The sequence below is a fragment of the Butyrivibrio sp. AD3002 genome (assembly GCF_000420905.1).
In the GTDB taxonomy this organism is placed as follows: Bacteria; Bacillota; Clostridia; order Lachnospirales; family Lachnospiraceae; genus Butyrivibrio.
In genome coordinates this window covers 338,595-354,993 of the sequence record NZ_ATVV01000001.1, presented here as the reverse complement: position 1 = coordinate 354,993, position 16,399 = coordinate 338,595, and the positions used below count along the sequence as shown (strand labels likewise).

Below are 16,399 nucleotides of genomic sequence, written 5' to 3'. Positions count from 1 at the left end.
CTGTAATTTAATACTTGTTGATTTTTACGATTATTTATGTTATCTTAGACGAGTATTTGTGAAATATTAGGAGGGATTTTTTCGTGGCAGCTTTGAAAATTGTTTTGGCAATTATCTTTATTATTGATTGTGTCGCACTTGTAACACTGGTTCTTGCTCAGGAGGGTAAGACTCAGGGACTTGGTTCTATACAGGGATTTGCAGAAACTACTTACTGGGGTCAGATTAAAGGACGTTCCAGAGAGGGCATTCTTAAGAAGGTAACAGTTGTACTTTCTGTGCTTTTCATAGTTCTCAGTATAGTTCTTAACATGACTGTATTTTAAATTCAGGTTGTTTTACTTAAGGGCACTCTTAAATGAGTGCCCTTTTTATCTTATGAGAAATAAGCAAGCGGCATTCTATCTATTTAGATTTAAGGCTCTTTTGGAAGGATATAAAGGAAGACATTATGAGCAAAAAGAAGATTATGAATAAAAAAGAGAATATTGTCGGTACTTTTATTTCAAACCAGAGAGGCTTTGGATTTGTTGAAGTAGAGGGCAGGGATGAGGATATCTTTATTCCCGACGAGTATACCGGCGGAGCTTTTCAGGGTGATACCGTAGAGGTTGTTATAACTTCTGACAAAAATAAGAACGGCGGTATGCGCGACGAGGGAAGAGTTGTGGGAGTCCTTGTAAGGGCTGTCGAAAAGGTTGTTGGTACCTTTCAGGATGGACATACATATGGTTTTGTAATTCCTGACAACTTAAGGTTCACACAGGATATTTTTGTATTGAAGGAACACACCAGAGGTGCAGTTACCGGAGATAAGGTTGTGGTCGCTATCACTGATTATGGTGATCCAAAGAAGGGAAGGAAGCCTGAGGGTAAAATAACAGATATAATAGGAAATATTAATGATCCCGGAGTTGATATATTATCAATAGTTGAGGGATATGATATTCCTAGTGTTTTCCCTGAAAAGGTGATGAACCAGGCTGAAAAGTGCAAGGATCATCTTATTGAAGGTGACTATCAGGGACGCCTTGACCTTAGGGGTGTGACAATGGTCACGATTGACGGCGAAGACGCGAAAGATCTGGATGATGCTGTATCATTGACGGTAGAAAACGGGATATATCATCTCGGAGTACATATTGCTGATGTAACAAATTACGTGCAGGAGGGCTCAGCTCTAGACAGGGAGGCTCTTAAGCGCGGGACGAGCGTATATCTTGTTGACAGAGTAATTCCTATGCTTCCCCACAGGTTAAGCAACGGTATATGCTCTCTTAATCACGGTGAAGACAGGCTTGCTCTCAGCTGTCTTATGGATATTGATTCAAATGGTGCGGTTTTATCTCATCAGATTGCTGAAACGGTGATAAATGTTAACGAGAGAATGACCTATACTTCCGTTGTGGCTATTTTAGAGGATGAAGATCCTGATGAAATTGGTAGATATGAAGAGCTTGTGCCGATGTTTCGACAGATGGCTGAGCTTTCAGAGATTTTGAAGAAGAAGCGCGCAAAAAGGGGAGCGATCAATTTCGATTTTCCTGAAGCAAAGATTACTCTTGATAAAGAAGGGAATCCTCTTGAGATTAATATAAGAGTTGCAAATACAGCGACGTCAATGATAGAAAGCTTTATGCTTGCGGCAAATGAGACTGTTGCGGAGCACTTTTTCTGGATGCAGGCTCCTTTTGTATATCGTGTTCATGAGCAGCCGGATCTTGAAAAAATTGCGAATCTCAATGCTTTTATATCAAGACTTGGCTTGCATCTGAATGTAAAAGCTGAAGAGATACGACCTTCCGAGATTCAAAAGCTCCTTGAAAAGATTGAAGGAACCGAGGAAGAAGCGGTTATAAGCAGAATAGCTCTAAGAAGTATGATGCAGGCAAAGTATAGTACAGAGTGCCTTGGTCATTACGGTCTTGCTTGTAAATATTATTGTCATTTCACTTCACCTATCAGAAGATATCCTGACCTCCAGATTCATAGGATCATCAAGGATTATCTGAGAGGCAGAATGGATGATGATAAGCTTAAGCATTACAAAGATATCCTTGAAAATGTTGCCAAACATTCTTCGGATACTGAAAGAAGAGCTGAAGAAGCAGAACGCGAGACTGAAAAACTGAAAAAGGCTCAATTTATGGAATCTCATATTGGAGAAACGTTCGAAGGTGTTGTCTCCGGTGTTACCGGCTGGGGAATGTTTGTTGAGCTTCCCAATACCTGTGAAGGTATGGTTCCGGCTGTCACTATGGAGGATGATTTTTACGTTTTCGATGAGGATAACTATAGACTTGTCGGAGAGCGAACGGGAAAAGTATACGCACTTGGGCAGACGGTCACTGTAAGAGTTCATGATACAGACAGACTTGCAAAGACAATTGATTTCAGGATTGTCGATGAGAATGAGGATAATTACGGCGATAATTTGAATTTCCTTGACTATGACAATGACTTTGAAGAGGATTACTATGAAGAGGATGAAAACGGTCATCTGAAATTAGTTAAAGGGAAAAATAAAAAGAAATCTGCAAGTAAGAAAGTAGATAAGAAGTTAGGTAAGAAGCCTGAGAAAAAGACTCCTGCTAAGCTTCGCGCCGCAAAGATTTCGAAATTATCTCTGGATTCCGAGGAAGCTGTTATAACAGCAAAGGAAAAGAAAGCTTCCGGAAAGAAAAGAGATAAGCTGAGCGAAAAAAAGAAAAAAGAAATCCTTAAAGAGGCTTCAAAACTTAAGAAATTAAGTAAGCTTAAGGCTAAGAAGAGCGAAAAGAGCGCTAAGAAGGCGGAAACAGAGAGCGGACGGAAAGTATATAAAGTACATAAGTACAAAAAGTCCGCAACTTCGAAAGCGGCAAGGAGTAGCCAGGGGAAGCGTAGAAAGAAAAAATAATAATGTGAACTCGTGGTTTATTGTTTTTTTCTATAATATGGCATAATATATTAAGACTACAAAGAATTGAGGTATGATCGTCATGGCTGACGAAAGCATAAAATTAATTGCAAATAACAAAAAAGCATTTCACGATTACTTCATTGAGGAAAAATATGAAGCAGGTATTTCTCTTGCAGGTACTGAGGTTAAGTCCTTAAGGCAGGGGAAATGCAGTATAAAGGAGGCCTGGGTTAGTATAGATAAGGGCGAAGCATATATTTGCGGTATGAACATAAGCCCTTATGAAAAAGGTAATATTTTTAACAAGGATCCGCTTCGCGTTCGTAAGCTTCTCCTTCATAAGGCTGAAATAAGAAAACTTGATCAGGCTTCACAGGCACAAGGCTATACGCTTGTTCCTCTTGAGGTATATTTTAAGCATGGTAAGGTCAAGGTTCAGATTGGTCTCGCTAAAGGTAAAAAGCTCTATGATAAGAGAGAATCAACCGCTAAGAGAGATCAGCAGAGAGAGGCAATGAGAGATTACAAGGTGAGTCTGAGATAAACTATAAGTTTAGTTGATTTTGGACGATAATCAGTATATACTTATCAGGCAAGCAAGGGTTAGTAAAGGTTTCGACAGGGATTCTGAAGCTGGAGAAGCTGTCCGCAGGATGGTGCGTTAATCCTCAAACTTAAATATAAACGCTGAAGATAATTTAGCAATCGCTGCCTAAATGCGGCGCGTCAGCCTGAGTGCACCTGCACATTCAGTAACTGACGTCAACTTTGCAGGAAACGACATGGTGAGTGCTCCGTAGCTATGGTCGTATCAGGGGCTACTTCTCATATTAGGGCGCTGACTTCCGGTTATGAGAGGGAAATGGCTTTGCCACAATAGCCGGCTATGACAGTAGAAGGACAGGGGACGGATTTTTGGACGCGGGTTCGACTCCCGCCTAATCCATTCACACAAATCGGTTTAATAGTTTGTAAATAACTATTGAGCCGATTTTTTTCATTGAAAGATATTATAAATTCTTGCCCAATGTCTGATTTTCCTTGCAATTTACATGTTCTTGTGTTTAGAATGTTTTTATGCACAAAATATGTAGGCATAAAAAGGAGGTTAGTATGATAAAAGGGGTAAAATATTTAAAGAAGTTTATCGTATCTGCGCTTGCCGCAGCATTTATTATCAGCGCTGTACCGACAACTGCAGTTACCGTAAACGCGGCTACAAAGGTTGATGTAAATGAGACAACACAGGTTCTCAGTAAAAGAGGTGTTCTTGTTTATAAGGCAACAGGAAACAGCATGGTTACAATTACACCTGGCGTGTATGCTAAGAATGTTCTTTCCGTAACAATTAATGATGAGGATGCAAAGATAAAGAATATCAAGTGCTCAAGCAAACTTAGATATAAGCTTACTTACAGAGAGTACGAGGATAAGACCGATTCAGTAACTTACAGATTTTCATTCTTTACAAAGACAGCTAAGCGTTACAAATTTAAATTCAAGGTTGATGATCAGGAATATTCAATTTTCATAAATGCTACAACACCGGTTGCAAGAGCTACTTTTGCAGGTCAGGATCTTTCAACAAAATATGGCCTTGGTACAGTTAATTATGTAACTGAGCTCAGTAAAGGTAAGTTTGCTGTACAAATGGGAAAAGGTTATACGCTTGAATCTGTTCAGGTTGGAAGATATAAGAATGTAACAAACGAAAGCAAAGAGGTACATCCTACACTTTACTGGACTACCAGTGCTAACAATAAGACAATTAAGCTCAGCGGCGAGAAACAGGTTTCAGAGGATAGAGATATTCTCGAGAGTAGTATGTATGCTACAACTATTATTCGTGTAAACTACAGATACACGAAGAACAACACAACAGGCTGCGTTGATTACTATCTTAACAAAATTGTAGATTCAGATAATTAATAAAGGATATATGTAATGAGTCCGAAAAAAATCAGAAAAGAGCGCATAGTAGTCAAGGTAGGAACTTCGACTATCACCAATGAAAATGGCGGCATTAATATTCATCAGATTGATCTTTTATGCAGGGCGCTCTCAGGAATTGAAAATCTTGGATATGATCTTGTTCTTGTCAGCTCCGGCGCTATTGCCGTCGGAGCAGGCAAGATGCGTCTTAAACAAAAGCCTAAGGACCTGCGTCTTAAACAGGCTGCTGCTGCGGTGGGTCAGAGTGAACTGATGCATCTTTATGACAAACTTTTTGGAGAATACGGACGCCTTTGCGGACAGATTCTTCTTGATAATGATGATATTGAAGATCCGGTGAGAAGAGAGAACCTCAAGAATACATTTGACGCACTTCTTGAGAACCATATTATACCTATCGTTAATGAAAATGACTCTGTCAGCCATGCAGAGATTGAATCTGATCAGAAACTTTTTTCTGATAATGATATGCTGTCAGCTCTTGTGGCAGCTTTCTGCGGCGCATGTAAGCTTATTATTTTATCTGATATCGATGGATTTTATGATAAAAATCCTTCAAAGTATCCTGATGCAAGACTTATCAGCCGGGTTGAGACGATCGATGAAACTATGTATGATCTTGCTGATGGCAGTGGCTCCAACAGAGGCACAGGAGGTATGGTTACAAAACTTCAGGCAGCTGAGTTTGCTACAGCCAGAGGTGTTGATGTACTTATTACAAATGGAAGCAATACGGATAATTTGTATGACATTATCAACAAAAAGCATGTAGGTACTTTGTTTGTTGCAAAGGAGAATAACTGATTTTGGTTGATGTTATTAAAACAGAGCGTCTGATCCTTCGGAAGTGGAAGGAGAAAGACGCTGATATTTTATACAGACTTGCAAAAAATCCTGAGATTGGGAGAGGAGCCGGATGGCTTCCGCATAAAGATGCCGAGTATTCCAAAGCAATTATCAGAGCTGTATTGTCAGATGACGGTGAGTATGCGATTGTTCTGAAGGATGATGAAAATACTCCGATCGGAAGTATAGGAGTACGGATTGGAAGCTGCGAAAATCGTGGAATCATGAGAGACGATGAAGCTGAAATCGGTTATTGGCTCGGGAAGGATTACTGGGGATACGGATATGCCACAGAGGCGCTTTCGGAGCTGGTGAGATATAGTTTTACTGAGATAGGGCTGAATTCCATCTGGTGCGGATTTTTTGACGGAAATGAAAAATCCAGAAATGTTATAGAACGCTGCGGTTTAAAATATCATCATAGAAATGAACACCTGTATAATTCTATGCTAAGTGAATATTACAATGAAACCATGATGAGAATTTCCGCAGAAGAATATTTTCATTGTACTAAATAGTGGAATGAAGAAAAATAAGTAGAGTTTTTGATAAAAGAAGACCGGTGATAATTATATTGTATTAAAACCGATTATGCCGTAAGGCAACGAGGTTTTAAGACAATATAATTATCACCGGTCGTATTATCAGAAATTAAAATTCCGGGGTACCTTCATGGTATTTGTCGTAAATCTCGGAGAGATAAACTTTAACCATCTCGATGTTAGCCATCTTCTTAAGTTCCGAATTATCCATTGCTATTGAAATCTCATCAGCAAGAAGAAGCATATCATAAATGGCAAGCTTGAATTCGTTTCTGGTCATATTACTGATATTGGCCTTCATAAGCGGAGTTCCAAGCTTCATAGTTACGTTCTCATCGGCAATACCTGTCTTGATGACCATGGTCTCGGGATCAAAATTTACATAAAGTATAAGTTTTTCCTTCTCATGCTTTCTGAGAGTAAGACTTGTCTGATGACTTGCCTCCATCCATTCGAAAAGATCAGCATCATCGGGGTGAAGAAGATAGTTTGTAAGCTCCTCGCGATGTTTCTCCACATACTGAAGATATTTGCTGGCGTTAGGACCGGTATATGAAAGCTCTACCTTAAGGCCATTCTCTGTCTTCAAAAGGCGACATTTGGAAGCAACTTCTCTGATTTTAAGCTCTGATTCGTTGTTGCCGATCTGTTTAAGCAGTCCGGTTTCAAGTTCCTGTTTAAATTCCATATAATCAATTTCCTCCAAAAATAGAAAAGCGTTAACTAAGCGTGTTAAGTATAGCACAAAGGCTTCAAAAATGGTATACTATTTCGTGGTATGCGCCTTCTATGAAAACGCATATTGGGATGAGTTTTTTGAAAAAAGTAATGGGTGAGTATGGCTACAAGTAATTCAAGAAAACGCTCGGGTGCGAGCAGAACAAATAACACCAGAAAAAGATCGGCAACCAATGAAAGGAGACCTTCCGCAAGGTATGAGGAGGATACCCTGGACTATGCTGTAAAGAGTGAGATTTTATTAATTGCTTTTGCAGCGCTGGCGGTCTTTTTATTTTTATGCAATTTTAAGATATGCGGGTCTATCGGTAATACTTTAAGTGATATTATGTTTGGTATTTTCGGTATCGCTGCATATATTATGCCCTTAGTATTTTTTGCCTCCGGAGCGCTGCTTTTATCCAACGGAGCAAGCCCTGCTGCGATAAGGAAAATATTATCGGGACTTTTGGTTCTTATTGTAATTTCAATGCTTTTTGAACTTATTACAGGCAGAGTTCAAAGTATGACATCATACAATGCCGCAGACATATTTGACGGAGCCAAAAACGCTCGTAATGGCGGCGGAATGATAGCAGGAAGCATCACTTATGCTGTTTATCACAACCTGTCTCTCGCGGGTACGCTTATTGTAATGATGGTGGCAGGCTTTACCGGGATTTCGCTGTTTACACAGAAATCCATGCTTGGCAAGGTGAAAAAAGGCGGCAGGCATGTGATCGAAAGAACCAGACAGGAAGCTGAGTTTTACAGAGAACGCCTGGATGAGCGCGCAAAATATAGAGAGGAAGAGAAAAACCGCATCGAAGAGGAAAGACAGCTCCTGCTTGAACAGAAAGAGGATGCCAAAATTCTCAGGATGGACAGGAAGGTTTCGGGTGTCAGCATGGACACAACCATCTCTGCAGACGATGGAGATGAGGACTATTTCGAGGAAGAGCCTTCAAAGGAACAGGAATTCAGGATACATGGAATAGATTTTGACAATGATGATGAGCCCGAACATCAGACATTTATTCCCGACGAAGAGGTTCATGATGATATACATGAGATAAAGTTTAATCCTTCAATTTCTACCGAACCTCAGCCGGACGGACAATATGTCATGAAGGCTGTAAAGACGCGCGAGCCCGAAAAGGAACACAGGATTATCAGTATAGGTGATGATTTTTCTGCTCCGGATGATGCTTATTCTGATGAAGAGGATGACAGCGCGGCAAGAAGTGCCCTTATGGCTGTAAAAAATCAAAAGCCCGTGGCTCGTCTTAAAGCCGAGGAAGAAAAGGATGACTTTACTGACATACCAATTCACGCAGAGAATCTTGCCCCTGACTATAACGGTGAATATGCTGTTCACAGTACTGACTATATTACGAGCTCCAAAAACAGAGAGGCTGCTGAGAAGAGACAGGAACAGACTATTATAAAAAAGCCTGTTATGGAATATGAATACCCTCCGTTTAATCTCCTGAAAAAAGGTGTTAAAGGAAGAGGTGACTCGGCAAAACACTTGAAGGATACAGCCAGAACACTTCAGGAGACTCTTGAAATGTTCCATGTTAATGCGACTGTAACGGATATCAGCCAAGGACCTTCGGTTACAAGATATGAACTTCAGCCGGAGGCAGGAGTTAAAGTAAGAAAGATTGTTGACCTTGCGGATGACATAAAAATGCATCTTGCGGCAACGGACATTAGAATTGAGGCGCCGATACCGGGAAAATCAGCGGTAGGTATTGAGGTTCCTAATAAAGAGAATTCTACCGTTGCACTGCGAGATCTTATTGAGAGCGAAGATTTTCAGAAGTCAAAGTCCAAGCTTTCCGTTGCTATAGGTAAGGACATCGCCGGTAAACTTGTGATAACGGATATTGCCAAGATGCCACATCTGCTTATAGCCGGAGCAACAGGTTCGGGTAAATCGGTATGTATAAATACAATTATTATGAGTATCATCTACAAGGCTTCACCTGAAGATGTAAGACTCATAATGATAGATCCTAAAATAGTCGAATTATCAGTTTATAATGGGATACCGCATTTGTTAATACCGGTAGTTACAGATCCCAAGAAGGCTGCTGCTGCATTAAACTGGGCAGTTGCCGAGATGACAACAAGATACAAGAAATTTGCCAATGCAAAGGTAAGAGATCTTAAGGGGTACAATGCTTTATGCGAGCAATCGCATGATCCCGAGATGCAGAAGATGCCTGAAATCGTCGTTATCGTAGATGAGCTTGCGGACCTTATGATGCAGTTTAAAAACGAAGTTGAGGATTCGATTGTCAGACTGACTCAGCTTGCAAGAGCAGCCGGAATTTATCTGATAATTGCTACGCAAAGACCTTCGGTTGACGTTATTACAGGCTTGATTAAAGCAAATATTCCAAGCAGGATTGCTTTTGCGGTTTCAAGCGGCGTGGATTCAAGGACAATTCTTGACAGCTATGGAGCTGAAAAGCTTATCGGAAAGGGCGACATGCTATTCTTCCCGAGAGGCTACAATAAGCCTGCAAGAGTTCAGGGATGTTTTGTATCCGATGACGAAGTGCAATCGGTAACGGATTTTGTTAAAACACAGGGTGTCGAAACGGGTTATGGACAAAATGTTTCGGAAGAGATTTCAAGTATGGAAGTAAGCACGAAATCAAGCCAGCAGTCTACGACTTCGGATTCTGCTGATACGGCTTCGGATCTGGATCCTTTATTTGCACAGGCAGGTGCGGCTATTATTGAGAAGGAAAAGGCTTCCATCGGTATGTTGCAGAGATTATATAAGATAGGCTTTAACAGAGCTGCAAGAATTATGGACCAACTGAGTGATGCCGGGGTTGTCGGACCTGAAGAAGGAACGAAACCCAGGAAAATTCTTATGACAAAAGAAGCTTTTGATGAGATGATAAATAATGCATCATAAAAAAGTAATCATCTGACGAGGTTTTATTGAGGAGGAAAAAGAGAATGGCAGTAAAATCAGATATCGAAATTGCAAGAGAAGCTGAGATGTGGCCAATAAAAAAGGTTGCCGAAAATATTGGTATTTCTGAGGACGATCTCGAGCTTTACGGAAAGTATAAGGCTAAACTTTCGGAAGAATATCTTCAGAAAATAAAGAAGAACAAGACAGGTAAACTTGTTCTTGTTACTGCAATTAATCCGACTCCTGCCGGTGAAGGTAAAACTACAACCAGCGTTGGGCTCGGAGATGCGCTTTCCAGACTCGGCAAAAAAACAGTTATAGCACTTAGGGAGCCTTCACTTGGCCCGTGTTTTGGTATTAAGGGAGGTGCTACCGGCGGCGGATATGCGCAGGTTGTGCCTATGGATGACATGAACCTTCATTTCACCGGTGATTTTCATGCGATTACTTCTGCCAATAACCTTCTTGCAGCACTACTGGATAATCATATTCAACAGGGTAACGAACTACAGATAGATACCAGGCAGATAATATTTAAGAGATGTGAGGATATGAATGACAGAGTCCTCAGAAATATAGTGGTAGGACTTGGAAACAAAATGGACGGGGTTGTCAGAGAAGACCATTTTGTTATTACAGTAGCTACAGAGGTTATGGCAATCCTTTGCCTTGCCAGAGATATGCAGGATCTCAAGGATCGTCTTTCAAGAATTGTTGTTGCATATAATTATAACGGGGATCCGGTTACTGCCGGCGATCTCAATGCAGTTGGTGCCATGGCTGCGCTTTTAAAGGATGCAATGAAGCCTAATCTCGTGCAGACGCTTGAACACACACCGACAATTGTTCATGGCGGTCCTTTTGCAAATATAGCACATGGCTGCAATTCAATAAGGGCTACGGAGGCAGCTCTTCATATGTCAGATATCACAATAACGGAAGCCGGTTTTGGTGCAGATCTTGGTGCTGAAAAGTTTCTTGATATCAAGTGCAGAATGCATGGCTTAAAACCTGATGCCATAGTTCTTGTTGCGACTATAAGAGCACTTAAATATAACGGAGGAATTCCCAAGGACAAGCTTTCAGAAGAAAATACAGATGCTCTTAAGAAGGGCATGGTTAACCTTGAAAAGCACATAGAAAATCTTCAGCAGTATGGGGTTCCGGTTGTAGTAACCCTTAACGGTTTCCTTACTGATACTGATGCTGAGATTTCAATTGTAAAGGACTTCTGTGAGAGTAAAAATTGTGATTTCGCAATTTCAGAAGTTTGGGAACATGGCGGTAAAGGCGGCGAAGCTCTTGCAAAGGCTGTAATAAATACACTTGAGAATAAGCCTTCAAATTATGCTCCTATCTATACTGATGATCTTTCGCCGGAAGAGAAGATTGAAACTGTAGCTAAAAAGATTTACGGAGCAGATGGCGTTATTTATGCACCGGCTGCAAAGAAACAGCTTCAGAAGATTGTGGACATGGGTTACGGTAAGCTTCCTGTCTGCATGGCGAAGACGCAGTATTCGTTATCCGATGATCCTTCACTGCTCGGAAGACCGCAGGGCTTTGAAATTAATGTAAGAGATGTATATGTTTCTGCAGGTGCAGGATTTATTGTTGCTCTTACAGGAAACATCATGACTATGCCCGGACTTCCCAAAAAGCCTGCAGCCTTTGGAATTGATGTTGATGAAAAAGGAAATATTGTAGGACTGTTTTGATAATACACATTAATTTAAGGAGAGACCGGAATAATGAATATCATCGATGGAAAAGTAATTTCTGCACAGGTTAAGGATGAGGTAAAAGAGAAGACAAAAAAGCTTCGTGAAGAAAAAAATACAGAAGTGTGTCTTGCCGTTATCCTGGTGGGAGAAGATCCTGCTTCACAGGTTTATGTTAGAAATAAGAAAAAAGCATGTGAGTATGTGGGTTTTAAATCTTTATCCTATGAACTTCCTTATGAGACAACACAGGAAGAATTATTAGAGCTTATTGATAAGCTGAATAAAGATGATTCCGTACATGGAATTTTGGTTCAGATGCCGGTACCTAAGCATATTGATGAGAAAACTGTCATTGATGCAATATCTCCCCTTAAGGATGTGGATGGTTTTCATCCAATGAATGTGGGTGCGCTATGTATCGGAGAACCCGGTTTTGTATCATGTACTCCAGCCGGAATTATCCAGCTGCTTAAAAGATCCGGTGTGGAAATAAGCGGTAAGGAATGCGTAATAGTAGGAAGAAGTAACATTGTAGGTAAACCAATGGCTCTTTTGATGCTCAGAGAAAACGCAACTGTTACAATTGCACATTCAAGGACAAAGGATCTTAAGGAAGTCTGCAAACGCGCGGATATTTTGATAGCAGCCGTTGGCAAAGCGAAAATGATAACTGAGGACTATATAAAAGAAGGTGCTGTAGTTATTGATGTCGGAATAAACAGAAATACTGAGACAGGAAAGCTTTGCGGTGATGTAGATTATGAAAATGTTGCAGATAAATGCAGCGCAATAACTCCGGTTCCGGGTGGAGTCGGACCAATGACTATTGCCATGCTTATGAACAATTGTCTTGAATCAGCATTACGTAAGGCCGGTGACTGAATTTATGAAATGTCCAAATTGTGGGAATAAAATTCCGGAAGGGAATCTTTATTGTGGAATTTGCGGCAAAGAGATTAACTTCGTACCGGAGTTTGACCCGGAAATTGAAAACAAAATAAATGAATCGCTTTCCGGTGTGGCTGATGATCTAAAGGATGAAAGCATTTTTTATACAAAGAAGATTCCGGGTATGATTGCAAATAAGACTGAACTAAAGCCTTATGTGATACCTGCAATTACCGGAATAGGTATAATAGTAGGCTTTATCATTATTATCCTGTTTTCGTTCGGCGGCAAAAATACTTCACTTAGCTATGAAGAACAGGCTGAGACTTATTATGTTGAAGGGAAATTGTCAGATGCGATTATTACAATTGACAAGGCAATAGAAAGCCTTTCGGAAGATGATGCTGAATATAGTATAAAAAAATCCGAGCTGATGTTTCAAAAGTATGGATATGAAAAAGAAGCAGGTCTTATTGAGGATTCGATTGTTACTTTGAAAGCACTGACGGACAGTAGTATTTTCGATGACGAAACTGTGGAATCAGCAACTAAGCAGCTTATAGGATATTATGAAGAACAGCAGGATTATGATTCCATTGTTGAAGTGGTAAACAACACAAAGAATGCCGGAATAAAAAATGAGTATTCCGAATATATTCCGGTAACACCGGTCATTTCACCCGATGGCGGCGATTTTGATGAAGCCGTGAATGTCAGAATAACAGATACTGCAGAGGGCGATATCTATTATACTGTTAATGGCGATGATCCTGATGAGAAGAGTATTCATTATGACGATGAGTTAATTCTTGAAGAGGAAGGCGATTACCATATCCGTGCTGTTTTCATAAATAAATATGGAATAAAAAGTGATGTGGTAAAGAGCTTTTTTCATCTTGAAAGTATTGGACCTGCTGAGCCCGTGATTATGGAGGATAGCGGTGATTATTCGCAGGCAACGATGATTGTTGCTGTTTGCGACCCGGGATGTCGGATATTATATACGTCAGACGGATCAGATCCTACAGAAAATTCAACAGAGTATTTTACACCTATTTCCATGCCTATAGGATCATCTACATTCAAATTTATCACGATAGATGATGAAGGCAAGATGAGTGAAATTGTTGAGAAAAACTATCATTTAACTTATACAACCATGGTTTCTGTTGATCAGGCGAAACAGAGTATAATTTCGATTCTTGTAAAGCTTGATATTTTGCTTGATTCCGCCGGAAAAGTAAGAGGTGAAGAAGGTTATTACGATTATGTCTACGACGGAGAAATTGAAATAACAGGATCCGGTGAGTATTACAAGTTTGTAGAGACCCATGTCTATAATGATGGACATACAAATGAAACCGGTCTTCTTTATGCGGTAAATACTCATGACGGAAAAGTAAACAGACTTGGGTATGATTCAAGCGGAAAATACACTCTAATCACAATTTCCAATAGATAAGACAGCTGTTTACGGATTTTTGTATTAAGTTAAATAATTTGATGCTTTAGCAGTTTAAAGTCTTGAAATTAGACTGGGCATCCATTATCATTGTTACAATATTGCAACTATTTATTATTCAGGAGGAGAGCGATGTTTAAAGTTTTAGAGGCTAATGAGCTAGCTACGAATATTCACCAGCTTATCGTAGAAGCTCCCCGCGTGGCCGGCACATGTTTGCCCGGACAATTTCTTATTGTTCGTGCAGAAGAAGATGGTGAGCGTATCCCGCTTACTATCTGTGACTATGACAGAGAGAAGGGAACTGTCGAGCTTGTAGTACAGGCACTTGGTGCAGAATCAAGAAAAATCTGCCGTAAAAAGGCAGGCGATCAGCTTGCGGATGTAGTAGGACCTTTGGGTAATGCATCCGATCTTTGTAGTGAAAGCATTGAAGATCTGAAGAAAAAGAAAATTGTATTTATTGCCGGTGGTGTTGGTACAGCGCCCGTTTATCCGCAGGCTAAATGGCTCAAAGAGCATGGTATAGATTGCGACGTAATTATTGGTGCTAAAAACAAGGATCTTGTAATTCTTGAAGAGAGATTTAAGACTGTATGTAATCTCTACGTCACAACAGATGACGGTTCCTACGGAAGAGAAGGTATGGTTACAAAGTGCCTTCAGGATCTCTACGATGAAGGAAAACGCTATGATCACTGCGTTGCTATCGGACCTATGATCATGATGAAGTTCGTATGCAAGCTTACAAAAGAGCTTGGCATCCCTACAATTGTCAGCATGAATACAATTATGGTCGACGGAACAGGAATGTGCGGTGCTTGCCGTCTTACTGTTGGCGGTCAGGTAAAGTTTGCCTGTGTTGATGGTCCTGAATTCGACGGACATGAAGTTGATTTCGACCAGGCTATGAAGCGCATGAGACTGTATCAGACAGAGGAAGGCCGACTTGCACTTAAGGAGCAGGAAGGTAATTCTCATCATGGCGGCTGTGGACACTGTGAATAAGGATTCGTTTAAGGAATGGAGATAAAGATGGCACAAGACGTTTGGACAAGAGTTCCGGTACGCGAGCAGGATCCTAAGGTTCGCGCTACCAATTTTGAAGAAGTTTGTTTGGGATACAATGAAGAGGAAGCAATCGCTGAGGCTGAGAGATGCCTTAATTGCCCCAATCCTCAGTGCGTAAAGGGATGCCCGGTTTCTATTAATATACCTAAGTTCATCCAGGAGCTTAAGGCCGGAGATGTTGCTACAGCATATCAGACTATCAGTGAGTCAAGTGCACTTCCCGCTGTATGCGGTCGTGTATGCCCTCAGGAGAGCCAGTGTGAAGGAAAGTGTGTTCGCGGTGTTAAAGGCGATGCAGTTTCCATCGGTAAGCTTGAGAGATTTGTTGCTGATACTGCAAGAGAAAAGGGTATCAAGCCCGAAGGCGCTAAGGAGAAGAAAGGAAAGAAGGTTGCGGTTATCGGTTCCGGCCCTGCAGGTCTTACCTGTGCAGGTGATCTTGCGAGAATCGGTTACGATGTAACTATTTTTGAAGCGCTTCACGAAGCTGGCGGAGTACTTGTTTACGGTATTCCGGAATTCCGTCTTCCCAAGGATGCGGTCGTTAAGAAAGAAATTGAGAACGTTGAGTCTCTCGGCGTTAAGATTGAGAAAGACGTTGTTATCGGAAAATCTGTAACGATAGATTCATTAATGAAGGATGAAGGCTTCGAGGCTGTATTTGTTGGATCCGGTGCAGGTCTTCCAAGATTTATGAATATTCCCGGTGAGCAGGCTCTAGGTGTATTCTCTGCAAACGAATTCCTCACAAGAAGTAATCTTATGAAGGCTTTCTCAGAGGATAGTACCACTCCTATCATGAAGCCTAAAAAGTGTGTTGTTGTCGGCGGTGGTAACGTTGCTATGGACGCTGCACGTACAGCACTTCGTCTTGGTGCAGAGGTTCATATCGTTTACAGAAGAGGCGAGGAAGAACTTCCTGCAAGAAAGGAAGAAGTTGAGCACGCTAAGCAGGAGGGTATCATTTTCGATCTTCTCTGCAATCCGGTTGAGATCCTTGAGAACGAGGATGGATGGGTTAAGGGCTGCAAGTGTATTAGAATGGAGCTTGGTGAGCCTGATGAGAGCGGCAGAAGAAGTCCGGTGGAAGTTAAGGGCTCTGAATTTGAGATTGAGTGTGATGCTGTAATCATGTCACTTGGTACAAGCCCCAATCCTCTTATTTCAAGCACTACAGAAGGACTTGAAATCAACAGAAGAAAATGTATCGTTGCCGATGAAGAGAGCGGAAAGACATCTAAAGAGGGTGTATTCGCAGGCGGTGACGCAGTTACCGGTGCAGCAACTGTTATACTTGCAATGGGTGCAGGTAAGGCTGCAGCCAAGGGAATTGACGAGTATCTTTCAAAATAA

At 41.0% G+C, this 16,399-nt stretch carries 13 protein-coding genes and 1 other RNA gene; 13 read left to right on the top strand and 1 reads right to left on the bottom strand.

What is annotated here, in order from left to right; all coding sequences use genetic code 11:
• Window positions 1-83: 83 nt before the first annotated feature.
• From secG to G596_RS0101495, 7 genes are all read left to right on the top strand, one after another.
• Window positions 84-326, top strand: a complete 243-nt coding sequence (gene secG / locus G596_RS0101520; RefSeq protein ID WP_022760063.1) for a preprotein translocase subunit SecG — start codon at window positions 84-86, stop codon at window positions 324-326.
• A gap of 125 nt (window positions 327-451) precedes the next feature.
• Window positions 452-2,899 (top strand): ribonuclease R, encoded by a 2,448-nt coding sequence (gene rnr, locus G596_RS20505; protein ID WP_022760062.1) that lies wholly within the window; start codon window positions 452-454, stop codon window positions 2,897-2,899.
• An 82-nt stretch (window positions 2,900-2,981) separates the two neighbouring features.
• On the top strand, window positions 2,982-3,446 hold the full coding sequence (gene smpB, locus G596_RS0101510; protein ID WP_022760061.1) for an SsrA-binding protein SmpB: 465 nt from the start codon (window positions 2,982-2,984) through the stop codon (window positions 3,444-3,446).
• Window positions 3,447-3,502: 56 nt separating this feature from the next.
• Window positions 3,503-3,851: a transfer-messenger RNA gene (gene ssrA, locus G596_RS24280) on the top strand.
• Between the two features lie 164 nt (window positions 3,852-4,015).
• Complete coding sequence (locus G596_RS0101505) at window positions 4,016-4,831, top strand: hypothetical protein (RefSeq protein WP_022760060.1); 816 nt, start codon at window positions 4,016-4,018, stop codon at window positions 4,829-4,831.
• Between the two features lie 15 nt (window positions 4,832-4,846).
• Window positions 4,847-5,659 (top strand): glutamate 5-kinase, encoded by an 813-nt coding sequence (gene proB, locus G596_RS0101500; RefSeq protein ID WP_022760059.1) that lies wholly within the window; start codon window positions 4,847-4,849, stop codon window positions 5,657-5,659.
• Window positions 5,660-5,661: 2 nt separating this feature from the next.
• Window positions 5,662-6,219 carry a GNAT family N-acetyltransferase gene (locus G596_RS0101495; protein WP_022760058.1) on the top strand — a complete coding sequence of 186 codons (558 nt, stop codon included), beginning with the start codon at window positions 5,662-5,664 and terminating at the stop codon, window positions 6,217-6,219.
• Between the two features lie 133 nt (window positions 6,220-6,352).
• Here the strand turns inward: G596_RS0101495 and G596_RS0101490 are convergent, their stop codons facing one another.
• The gene (locus tag G596_RS0101490; RefSeq protein WP_022760057.1) at window positions 6,353-6,931 is read right to left on the bottom strand and encodes a hypothetical protein; all 579 of its coding nucleotides are present in this window, start codon (window positions 6,929-6,931) and stop codon (window positions 6,353-6,355) included.
• A 150-nt stretch (window positions 6,932-7,081) separates the two neighbouring features.
• Between G596_RS0101490 and G596_RS0101485 the strand changes: the two genes are divergently transcribed.
• The 6 genes from G596_RS0101485 (at window position 7,082) to gltA (ending at window position 16,399) form a co-directional block, all read left to right on the top strand.
• Complete coding sequence (locus G596_RS0101485) at window positions 7,082-9,898, top strand: FtsK/SpoIIIE family DNA translocase (RefSeq protein ID WP_022760056.1); 2,817 nt, start codon at window positions 7,082-7,084, stop codon at window positions 9,896-9,898.
• Between the two features lie 44 nt (window positions 9,899-9,942).
• Complete coding sequence (locus tag G596_RS0101480) at window positions 9,943-11,619, top strand: formate--tetrahydrofolate ligase (protein ID WP_022760055.1); 1,677 nt, start codon at window positions 9,943-9,945, stop codon at window positions 11,617-11,619.
• A gap of 30 nt (window positions 11,620-11,649) precedes the next feature.
• Complete coding sequence (gene folD, locus G596_RS0101475) at window positions 11,650-12,507, top strand: bifunctional methylenetetrahydrofolate dehydrogenase/methenyltetrahydrofolate cyclohydrolase FolD (RefSeq protein ID WP_026497457.1); 858 nt, start codon at window positions 11,650-11,652, stop codon at window positions 12,505-12,507.
• Window positions 12,508-12,511: 4 nt separating this feature from the next.
• Window positions 12,512-13,975 carry a chitobiase/beta-hexosaminidase C-terminal domain-containing protein gene (locus tag G596_RS0101470; RefSeq protein ID WP_022760053.1) on the top strand — a complete coding sequence of 488 codons (1,464 nt, stop codon included), beginning with the start codon at window positions 12,512-12,514 and terminating at the stop codon, window positions 13,973-13,975.
• 132 nt (window positions 13,976-14,107) lie between these two features.
• Window positions 14,108-14,983 (top strand): sulfide/dihydroorotate dehydrogenase-like FAD/NAD-binding protein, encoded by an 876-nt coding sequence (locus G596_RS0101465; RefSeq protein ID WP_022760052.1) that lies wholly within the window; start codon window positions 14,108-14,110, stop codon window positions 14,981-14,983.
• A 27-nt stretch (window positions 14,984-15,010) separates the two neighbouring features.
• Window positions 15,011-16,399, top strand: coding sequence for an NADPH-dependent glutamate synthase (gene gltA, locus G596_RS0101460; protein WP_022760051.1), 1,389 nt, complete (start codon window positions 15,011-15,013; stop codon window positions 16,397-16,399).

Excerpts from the sequence above, each read along its gene's own strand:
- G596_RS0101490 (WP_022760057.1), bottom strand. The coding sequence starts at position 6,931 with ATGGAATTTAAACAGGAACTTGAAACCGGACTGCTTAAACAGATCGGC.
- G596_RS0101470 (WP_022760053.1), top strand. The coding sequence starts at position 12,512 with ATGAAATGTCCAAATTGTGGGAATAAAATTCCGGAAGGGAATCTTTAT.
- G596_RS0101505 (WP_022760060.1), top strand. The coding sequence starts at position 4,016 with ATGATAAAAGGGGTAAAATATTTAAAGAAGTTTATCGTATCTGCGCTT.
- G596_RS0101480 (WP_022760055.1), top strand. The coding sequence starts at position 9,943 with ATGGCAGTAAAATCAGATATCGAAATTGCAAGAGAAGCTGAGATGTGG.
- G596_RS0101485 (WP_022760056.1), top strand. The coding sequence starts at position 7,082 with ATGGCTACAAGTAATTCAAGAAAACGCTCGGGTGCGAGCAGAACAAAT.
- proB (WP_022760059.1), top strand. The coding sequence starts at position 4,847 with ATGAGTCCGAAAAAAATCAGAAAAGAGCGCATAGTAGTCAAGGTAGGA.
- gltA (WP_022760051.1), top strand. The coding sequence starts at position 15,011 with ATGGCACAAGACGTTTGGACAAGAGTTCCGGTACGCGAGCAGGATCCT.
- smpB (WP_022760061.1), top strand. The coding sequence starts at position 2,982 with ATGGCTGACGAAAGCATAAAATTAATTGCAAATAACAAAAAAGCATTT.
- G596_RS0101465 (WP_022760052.1), top strand. The coding sequence starts at position 14,108 with ATGTTTAAAGTTTTAGAGGCTAATGAGCTAGCTACGAATATTCACCAG.
- rnr (WP_022760062.1), top strand. The coding sequence starts at position 452 with ATGAGCAAAAAGAAGATTATGAATAAAAAAGAGAATATTGTCGGTACT.